Origin of the sequence: Actinomyces polynesiensis (assembly GCF_000820725.1) — a bacterium.
Classification (GTDB): Bacteria; Actinomycetota; Actinomycetes; order Actinomycetales; family Actinomycetaceae; genus Pauljensenia; species Pauljensenia polynesiensis.
In genome coordinates, this window is record NZ_CCXH01000250.1 from 1 (window position 1) to 2,239 (window position 2,239).

At 71.2% G+C, this 2,239-nt stretch carries 3 protein-coding genes; all 3 read left to right on the top strand.

The window, feature by feature from the left end; genetic code table 11:
• Window positions 1-117 precede the first annotated feature (117 nt).
• Complete coding sequence (locus TA90_RS13365) at window positions 118-561, top strand: hypothetical protein (protein ID WP_052450785.1); 444 nt, start codon at window positions 118-120, stop codon at window positions 559-561.
• A gap of 29 nt (window positions 562-590) precedes the next feature.
• Entirely contained in the window at window positions 591-1,115 is a 525-nt protein-coding gene (locus TA90_RS13370) for an MFS transporter (RefSeq protein ID WP_187120136.1), read from the top strand.
• Window positions 1,112-2,239: AI-2E family transporter (locus TA90_RS10810; RefSeq protein WP_052450787.1), on the top strand; the 1,128-nt coding region annotated here is incomplete at its 3' end. The genes TA90_RS13370 and TA90_RS10810, both read left to right, overlap by 4 nt.

Below are 2,239 nucleotides of genomic sequence, written 5' to 3' on the forward strand. Positions count from 1 at the left end.
GGTGTTCGGGGTGACCCTGGCCCTCGCCGTGGTGGTCTTCCTCCTCTCCTTCCGCCTCCGCGGGGACGAGGGCGACCCCGACGTGTCGGTCGATGCGCTGGGTGCCCTGTTCATCGGGTGCGCCATCGTGTCCCTCACCCTCGGCTTCGACAACCTCAACGGCTGGGGGTCCTGCGTGCGAGCGACTCCGCCCCCTTCGACATCCTGGGCGTCTCCCCGGCGTCCCTGCTCATCCTGGTCGGCATCGTCCTGGTCCAGGCCTTCCTGGCGTGGACCCGCCACCGCGAGGCCCAGGGCCGTCCGACCCTGGTCAGCCTCTCCGTCATGGGATCCTCCCGGGAGCGCGCCGCAGTGGGCGCCATGTTCGTGGTGGTCAGCCTGGAGGCCGCGCTCAACTTCACCGTCCCGCTGTACATCCAGATCGTGCAGGGACGCACGCCCTTCGCGACCTCCGTGGCGATGATGCCCTTCAACCTCACGGTGTTCGTCACCGCGCTCCTGGTCGTCCGGCTCTACAGGCGCTTCACGCCCCGCCAGATCGGGGTCGTGGGGTCGTCCTGACGACCTCCGCGCTGGCCTGGCTGTCCTTCGTGGTGACGAACAACTGGCAGACGGTGCCGACGATCCTGGGCCTGGTGGTCTTCGGGATCGGGCAGGGCGCCCTCGTCACCCTGGTCTTCAACGTGCTCGTCACGGCCTCGCCGAAGGAACTCGCCGGGGACGTCGGGTCGGTGCGCGGGACGACCCAGAACCTCGCCTCGGCGGTGGGCACCGCAGTGGCCGGGGCACTCCTGGTCTCGCTGCTGACCCTCAGCCTGGGGCGCGCCCTGGTCGAGCGTGAGTACGTTCCCGAGGAGATCGCGGAGCACACCTCCCTCCAGGACCCGAACTTCATCCCCAACGACCAGTTGCGCGCCTCACTGGCGGAGACCGGGGCCAGCGCGGAGCAGGTGGAGGAGTTCGTGGAGCTCAACACCGGTGCGCGCCTGCGGGCGCTGCAGCTGGGCCTGCTCATCCTCTCCGGGGTCAGTGCCCTCGCCATCCTTCCGGCGACCCGTCTCCCCGACTACCGTCCCGGTGAGATCCCCGATCCCTCCCCGGAGGACGAGGAATGACGGACACCCGCGGACCGTCGACCTGGTTCGACCGCGCCGGAGCCTGGGCGTGGCGCTTCGTCGGCATCTGCGCCGCGCTGGTCATCGTGGCACTGGGTGCCTCACGCCTGCGCGTCGTGCTGGTCGCACTGTTCCTGGGCCTGGTGATCACCGCGGTGATGCGTCCCCTCGTCACCGTCCTGCGTCGACGCCTCCCCGCCCCGCTGGCGGTGCTCCTGAGCCTGCTCGGCGGCCTCGTCCTCGTCCTGGCGCTCCTCGGGATCGCCGTCCTCGGGATCTCCTCCCAGTGGGACCTCGTCGTGAGGGGGACCGGTGAGGGCATCGCCGACATCGTCCGGGCCCTGAGGGACGGGGGGCTCCCCATCACCGTCACCGAGCAGGACGTCGAGGGGTGGACCGTGGCGGCGCTGGCCTGGCTGCGGGCCAACTCGTGGGGTCTCGCCGGGTTCGCGGCCACCCAGGTCGGGACCGTCGCCGTGGTCGGGATGCTCATCGCCTTCGGTGTCTTCACCTCGGTGTGCCTGCTGGTGGGCGGCAACGGGATGTGGGAGTGGTTCCTCGACCAGGTGCCCGCCCACGTGCGCCCCTCCTGGGACGACGCGGGGCGCGCGGCGTGGTCCTTCTTCGGTGGGTACACGCGGGGAGCCTTCTCGATCGCGGCCATGGTCGGCACCATCGCCTGGGTGGTGCTCCTGCTCCTCGGCGTGCCGTTGGCCGCTCCGCTCGCGATCCTCGTGTTCATCGGCTCCTTCATCCCGCTCATCGGCGCGCCGGCCGCCATGTCCCTGGCGATCCTCGTCGCCCTCGCGACGAACGGGTTCTGGAGCGCGGTCGTCGTCGGTGTGGCGATCGCCCTGGTCGGCCAGGTGGAGGGCAACATCTGGAGCCCCTGGTCATGGGGCGTCACGCCCACCTCCACCCCTTCGTGGTCGGTGCCGCCGTCACCGTCGGGACCGTCCTCGGGGGACTCATCGGGGCCCTGGTCGTGGTGCCGGTGGTCGGTGTGGCCTGGTACGTCTTCGTGGCCCTGCGCGACCACTCCGGCCCGGCCGCGCCGGAGGTCACCGGCACAGCGTCCGGCGGCGTGCAGCCCTGACGGCGTGCAGTCCTGCCGGCGCGCAGGG